We start from the raw sequence: 6,562 nt of genomic DNA, 5'->3' as shown, positions 1-6,562 counted from the left end.
GCCGCTGCCGCTGCCGCGCCTGCTCTGGCTCAACACCGGCGTGCTGGTGCTCAGCAGCGTCGCGCTGCAATGCGCCTCGGCCGCCGCGCGCAAGCGGCAGAGCGATATGGTCAGACTCGGCCTCGCCACAGCCGGGCTCACGGCGCTTGCCTTCCTGGTCGGGCAGTTGGTGGCATGGCGGCAGTTGGCCGAAGACGGCTATCTGCTGAGCTCCAATCCGGCCAACAGCTTCTTCTACCTAATCACCGGCATGCATGGCCTGCACATACTCGGCGGGCTGGTCAGTCTCGGCAGAACGACTGCCGGCGCCTGGAATGGAGCGCGGCCGGAACGGCTTCGCCTCGGCGTCGAGCTGTGCGCCATGTACTGGCATTTCCTGCTTTTCGTCTGGCTCGCCATATTCGCCCTGCTTGCCGGCTGGGGCGCTACGTTCATAGACATTTGCCGACAATTGCTGACCTAAGGGATCAAGCGGATGTCCGAGACGACAATGACGCATATCAGCCAAACGACGCCCCGGCCAGCGGGTTGGCAAGGCATTGCCGCCGACTGGTCCTCGGATCAGCGGGCGTTCAAGAACGTGTCCTGGGGGAAGGCCATGATGTGGATCTTCCTGCTCAGCGACACCTTCATCTTCGGCTGTTTCCTGCTCTCCTACATGACCGCGCGTATTTCGACGCGCGTGCCGTGGCCCAACCCGAGCGAGGTCTTTGCGCTGCACATAGGCGGCTCGAATGTTCCGCTAATCCTGATCGCCATCATGACCTTCGTGCTGATCTCGAGCAGCGGCACGATGGCCATGGCGGTCAATTTCGGCTATCGCCGCGACCGCCGGAAGACGGCAATTCTGATGCTTCTGACCGCGGCACTCGGCGCGACCTTTGTCGGCATGCAAGCCTTCGAATGGACCAAGCTGATCACTGAGGGGGTGCGGCCCTGGGGCAACTCCTGGGGCGCCGCACAATTCGGTTCGTCTTTCTTCATGATCACCGGTTTCCACGGCACCCATGTGACGATCGGGGTAATCTTCCTGCTCATCGTGGCGCGCAAGGTCTGGCGCGGAGACTACGACACCGGACGGCGCGGCTTCTTCACCAGCCGCAGGGGTCACTACGAGAGCGTCGAGATCATGGGGCTCTACTGGCACTTCGTCGACCTGGTCTGGGTGTTCATTTTCGCTTTCTTCTATCTTTGGTGAGAGGCAGATATGGCTGAAGCAACCGCAAACGGCCTCGGACAACACGGACTTGGCGCTGGTCACGCCCATGAAGCTCGGACGGCTGCCCCCCATGCCGAGGTCCATCAGGAACACCCGATCAAACTCTATCTGGTGGTCTGGGCATGGCTGTTCATCCTAAGCGCCTGTTCCTACATGGTCGATTATTTCGGCCTCCACGGCTATCTCAGATGGTCGCTGATCCTGATCTTCATGATGCTCAAGGCGGGCCTGATCGTCGCCTTCTTCATGCACATGGCTTGGGAGCGGCTGGCGCTGACCTATGCGATCATCCTGCCGCCGATACTGGTGCTTGTGTTCGTGGCCATGATGGTCTTCGAAGCGGATTACACGCTTTTCACCCGGTTGGTGTTTTTCGGAGACGGGCCCTGAATCAAGAGCTGGGTGAGATCCAGCTGCCCCGACTTCAGTTGTGCGACGATGCTGCTTGCCGTTCGGTTGCCTTGAAACAACGGGCGGCTGGTCCATTTTCCAGATATCGGAAGCGACATCGGCAGAATGACTTCTCTCGTTCTACGCGCGTCGCGAAGTCTGGCAAGGGAGGCCAAGATGACGATCGCAAACAGATTAAGGGATTCATCGACGGCAAGGGAATTTCCTACGACACCGTCGCCCATCATCGCACTTCAACAAGCCGGCAGTCGGCAATAGCCGCGCATGTGCCCGGCAGCATCCTGGCGAAATCCGTGGTCGTTCACCACGAGCTTGGCTATACGCTGGCCGTGGTTCCGAGCACCCACAGGATCGAACTTGGCAGGTTGCAAGATGTCATGAACAAGCGTCTCGGACTCGCCTCCGAAGACGAGGTGGTTTCGCTCTTCGATGATTGCGACACCGGCGCCATTCCGCCGATCGGCGCTGCCTATGATGTACCGGTGATTGTCAAAGAAAGCCTCGCCGATGCCGCCGACGTCTACTTCGAAGGCGGCGACCATAGAACGCTGGTGCATGTCAGTGGCGCGGATTTCCGTAACCTGATCATGGGCGCACACCAGGCTCGCTTCAGTCACCCGGCTTACTGACAGTTTCGATCAGAACCGCCCCCTCGCCTGTGCGGCGAGGAGACTTTGCTCAAACCGCCGGCCTTGCGGGCGGCTCCACGACCTTGCGGTAGACATGCCAGGTGGCGTGACCGAGGATCGGCAACACGACAGCCAGCCCGACGAACACCGGCAGCGAGCCGATAATCAGGGCGACGGCGACGATCAGGCCCCACACGGCCATGGTGATCGGGTTCGCCAGCACCACACGCACCGAGGTGTGGATGGCTTCGTAGGCGCCGACGTCCCGGTCGAGCAACAATGGGAAGGCGACGACCGTTGTGCACAACACCACCACAGCGAAGACCAAGCCTATGGCGTGCCCCAGGATAATCAGCGTCCAGCCACGTCCGGTGGCAAATATTTCATTGATGAAGCCGGATATCGATTCAGGCGGAGCCGGGCCGAAAAGGTATTGGTAGAACATCTGCGCGGTCAAAAGCCAGGTGATGAAGATTGCAAACAGCATGATGCCGACCGCGGCGATGGCCGGCAGCGCCGGAGAATTCCTGACCTCGAAAGCATGCCTCCAGGAGGAGTCCACGCCGGCTTCCCGTCTGCGGCTGATTTCATAGAGGCCTATCGCCGCGAATGGGCCAATCAAGGCGAAACCGGAGACCAGCGGAAACAGCAACGGCAACGCATTGGCGCCCGAAGTCCAGGCGGCGAGCACGACACCTACGAGCGGATAAATCAGACAGAGAAAAACGATATGTGACGGTTTGACCATGAAATCGTCGACGCCCCGCCTGAGCGCGTCGAGAAGGTCGGAAACACCGATTTTTCGAATTTTGGTATGTTCCAGCGTCTCGCTGGCGCCTGCTATCACATGAAAGCTAGCCATGACCATTCCTCCAGACCAGGTCCGGTAAGGTCGCGGCTTCGCGGTGCTGCCGTTTGCGTGGCCACGCAAAACCGCGACCTGCACCGCAATCAACATACTCTCTTGCCAGAGACTTGTCGCCCTTTGTCAGAAGGGTCCCGGCGGTTCGGCTAGCTCTGGTGGTCTTTTTTCGATATTCTCGGGTTCAAAGGTGAAGGTCATGGATGGAAGGACGCTTCTCATACTCGGCGTCGGCGTGCTCGCCCTGCTGATCCTGGGATTCTGTGCGATTCCTTCGTGATGTTCGAGCCGATTCTGGTCCGCAACGCCTTCAATTCGGCAGTACAGACTGGCTGCCTCATCCGACCAGTATTCCGTTAACAGCGGTCTTGCCGTCAACTCCAGTTGACGTGGACGCTCGCATCGCGATCGTATCGGCAAGCAGTATGGCAAAGATCGCGAAAAGATAGAAAATCGAGAAGGCAAACAGCGCCTTTGCAGGCTTCATCTCCTCTTCGGGAGCGATCAGGACCTTCCAGGCGTGCCAGATGAAACCCGCGCCCAATGCAGTCGAAACAATTCCATAGAACCCACTCGCGAATCCGAACGCCCAGGGCAGCACGCCGATTGGCGCCAGGAGCAGCGAATAGGCGAACATCTGTTTTCTGGTCGAGGCCAAGCCAACCACGTTCGGCATCATCGGGATACCCGCAGCGGCGTAGTCGCCGACCTTGAACAGCGCGAGTGCCCAGAAATGCGGCGGCGTCCACAGAAAGATGATCAGAAACAGGATGAAGCTTTCAACGCCGATCGCGCCAGTGGCGGCCGCCCAGCCGATGACAGGAGGAAGGGCACCCGCCGCGCCGCCGATGACGATGTTCTGCGGCGTCGAGCGCTTCAGCCACATCGTATAGATGACAATGTAGAAGAAGATGGTGAAGGCCAGCAGCGATGCGGCAAGCCAGCCCACCAGCACGCCGAGCGTGATGACCGAAAGTGCGGAAAGCACCAGGCCGAAGCCGAGGGCTTCACCCGGCGTGACGCGGCCTGACGGAACCGGCCGCTTTGATGTGCGCGACATCAGCGCGTCGATGTCGGCGTCGTACCACATGTTGAGAGCCCCGGCCGCTCCTGCTCCGATCGCAATCGCACCGATTGCAATCACGGCGATGACCGGATTCATCGCACCGGGCGCCGCCATCAGGCCAACGAACGCAGTGAATACAGCAAGCGCCATGACCCGCGGCTTTAAAAGCGCGAAGAAATCACCCGCAGTCGCTTCCGAGAGGCGGATGTCGGTATCCTTGAGGCGGTTTTCCCTAGTCGACATCTCTGATGGAAGCACCTGGGCCATGATCCGAACTAAAGGCGCGAGCGAAAACTGAAAACCGGTCTTTGCTTACGCTGCCCTAGTTCGGATAAGATCACAGTAAAACAAGAGGTTAAACGCAGGACGGAGGTGTCAGGTCACTTGGAGAACGTTTTCAGATAGGCAATGACGTTGGCCACGTCCGCATCGTTCTTGAGGCCGGCAAACGCCATCTTGGACCCTTTTACCATGGCCTTGGGATCGTGAAGATAGGTCGTCAGTGTTGATTCATCCCATTTGAGGCCGGATTTGCCGGCCGCAATCATGGCATCGGAATATTTGAAATCTGGATGCGTCCCCGCGGTGCGGCCGATGACGCCGTGCAGCGATGGACCGATCTTGTTCTTGTCCTCCTCCACGATGTGGCAGGCCTTGCATTTGGCGAAGACCTTCTCGCCAGCAGCAGCATCCTGAGCCTGCGATGGACCGGCGACGAAGGTTGCAACAGAGATGACGGCGAAAAACGCGACTAAGCGCATGACTTTCCTCCCTGATCGTCAAATGTGCCCGAGACGATCCGCGCGTGCCGATCACACCAGCAATAGGCCTTGCACGGCGGAACAGATTATCCGCTTCTCCCCCCAAATGGAATTACGGCACCTATATACCACAGAGTCTGGCCGGCGGGTAGAAGAGGTCGACCGTACAAGGTTTAGGTGGCCTACAGTGGCTCAAGGTACATCCGTGTTGCAGCTGCCGGCTACCTGATTGACCGCTTCGCCGAACCCGGCGAGGTCGAAATCGGCCTCGCCGCGTCCCGCCAGCAGCCCGAACCGCCACGAAAGCTGGAGCCGGTTCGCGGCAACAAGGCGCCTGATGCCATCGGCGCCATCGCGCACAAGCATCCGGCCGCGCGGCCCGACCGCCCAGCTTTCATCGAACTTGCTCTCCTGATCGACCGTGATCGACATGGTGATCTTGCGGCTGGCCGAAACAGCGTCGTTCAATTGCAGCCATTCAGTCCAATGCGGCTCGCCGTTTGCCCGGCAGGCAATCGTCAGGATCGGGCTGTAGCTCAAGGCACCGCCGCCGGTGATCAGCTTGTTGGTGGCATAGAGCGAGGCCGTGACGAGGCCGTCTTCACTCGTGCCGAAGCGCCAGTTGTCAGGCACCGTGCCGGCCTGGGCGATGCCGCAGACCGAGACAAGGACCAGCGCGATTGCCGAAGCGTGTCCCAATTCGACGAACAGTCTCAACACGCCCTCCAACAACCAAGCGGCTTGCAATAGAAGCGCAGATAATGATCAAAGCTTGGTCGCCACAGGCCGCCGCTCGCGAAGCATGGCGGCTGTTGCAGTTTGGCAACGAAAAAGGCCGCCTCGAGGGCGGCCTTCCTGTTTCAGCGGAGCGCTGGTGTTATTCGGCGGCCTTCTTCTTCGGCGCGGCCTTCTTCTTGGGCTCTTCCGCGTCGTCGGCCTTCTTGGCGTCGGCCTTCTTGGCGGCGGCTTTCTTCGCCGGCTTCGCCTTGACGGAGGTCTCGTCCTCTTCGTCGTCGGCCATCAGCTCTTCCTTGCTGACCTTGACGTCGGTGACCGAAATCTGACCGAGCAGATGGTCGACCACCTTCTCCTCGAACATCGGCGCCCGCAGCGTGTTCAACGCTTCCGGGTTGTTGCGGTAGAACTCGAAGACTTCCTGCTGCTGGTTGCCCGGATAGCGGCGCACCTGCTCGAACAGGCCGCGCTGCAGCTCTTCGTCCGATACGGTCACGCCGGCCTTCTCGCCGATTTCAGCCAGCACAAGGCCGAGGCGCACGCGGCGCTCGGCAAGCCGCAGATACTCGGCACGCGCCTCTTCTTCCGTCGTCTCTTCGTCGGCGAAGGTGCGTCCGGCTGCTTCCAGGTCACGATTGACCTGCGCCCAGATGTTGTTGAACTCGGCGTCGACGAGCTTCGACGGCGCCTCGAACGAATAAGCCGCGTCGAGCTGGTCGAGCAGCTGGCGCTTGACCTTCTGGCGCGTCATGGCGCCGAACTGGTTCTCGATCTGGCCGCGTACGACGTCGCGCAGGCGCTCCAGCGACTCCAGGCCGAGGTTCTTGGCGGTCTCGTCGTTGATTTCCAGCGCGCCGGGCTGGGACACTTCCTTGACGG

Annotated in this window: 7 protein-coding genes and 2 pseudogenes; 4 read left to right on the top strand and 5 right to left on the bottom strand. The window is 60.2% G+C overall.

Annotated elements, in window-relative coordinates:
- From EOD15_RS25690 to EOD15_RS25675, 4 genes and pseudogenes are all read left to right on the top strand, one after another.
- Positions 1-463, top strand: a 463-nt coding sequence (locus EOD15_RS25690) for a cytochrome c oxidase subunit 3 (RefSeq protein WP_185929078.1), incomplete at its 5' end; no start/stop codon positions are given.
- 12 nt (positions 464-475) lie between these two features.
- Positions 476-1,198: a heme-copper oxidase subunit III family protein gene (locus tag EOD15_RS25685; RefSeq protein WP_127321122.1), complete on the top strand. Its 723-nt coding sequence runs from the start codon at positions 476-478 to the stop codon at positions 1,196-1,198.
- A gap of 9 nt (positions 1,199-1,207) precedes the next feature.
- Positions 1,208-1,609 carry a cytochrome C oxidase subunit IV family protein gene (locus tag EOD15_RS25680; protein ID WP_127379815.1) on the top strand — a complete coding sequence of 134 codons (402 nt, stop codon included), beginning with the start codon at positions 1,208-1,210 and terminating at the stop codon, positions 1,607-1,609.
- A 177-nt stretch (positions 1,610-1,786) separates the two neighbouring features.
- Positions 1,787-2,259: pseudogene (locus tag EOD15_RS25675) on the top strand (aminoacyl-tRNA deacylase).
- Between the two features lie 49 nt (positions 2,260-2,308).
- Here the strand turns inward: EOD15_RS25675 and EOD15_RS25670 are convergent.
- The 5 genes and pseudogenes from EOD15_RS25670 to EOD15_RS25650 form a co-directional block, all read right to left on the bottom strand.
- Positions 2,309-3,121: a DUF2189 domain-containing protein gene (locus EOD15_RS25670; RefSeq protein WP_127322959.1), complete on the bottom strand. Its 813-nt coding sequence runs from the start codon at positions 3,119-3,121 to the stop codon at positions 2,309-2,311.
- A 337-nt stretch (positions 3,122-3,458) separates the two neighbouring features.
- On the bottom strand, positions 3,459-4,430 hold the full coding sequence (gene cyoE / locus EOD15_RS25665; RefSeq protein ID WP_127379812.1) for a heme o synthase: 972 nt from the start codon (positions 4,428-4,430) through the stop codon (positions 3,459-3,461).
- 137 nt (positions 4,431-4,567) lie between these two features.
- Positions 4,568-4,948 carry a cytochrome c family protein gene (locus EOD15_RS25660; RefSeq protein WP_127323209.1) on the bottom strand — a complete coding sequence of 127 codons (381 nt, stop codon included), beginning with the start codon at positions 4,946-4,948 and terminating at the stop codon, positions 4,568-4,570.
- 192 nt (positions 4,949-5,140) lie between these two features.
- Positions 5,141-5,665 carry a hypothetical protein gene (locus EOD15_RS25655; protein ID WP_127379811.1) on the bottom strand — a complete coding sequence of 175 codons (525 nt, stop codon included), beginning with the start codon at positions 5,663-5,665 and terminating at the stop codon, positions 5,141-5,143.
- Between the two features lie 160 nt (positions 5,666-5,825).
- Positions 5,826-6,562, bottom strand: a pseudogene (locus EOD15_RS25650) (trigger factor); the annotation flags it as partial.

Origin of the sequence: Mesorhizobium sp. M7A.T.Ca.US.000.02.2.1 (assembly GCF_003996995.1) — a bacterium.
GTDB lineage: Bacteria > Pseudomonadota > Alphaproteobacteria > Rhizobiales > Rhizobiaceae > Mesorhizobium.
The sequence above is the reverse complement of the archived record's forward strand: the minus strand, read 5'-3'. Positions and strand labels throughout refer to the sequence as shown.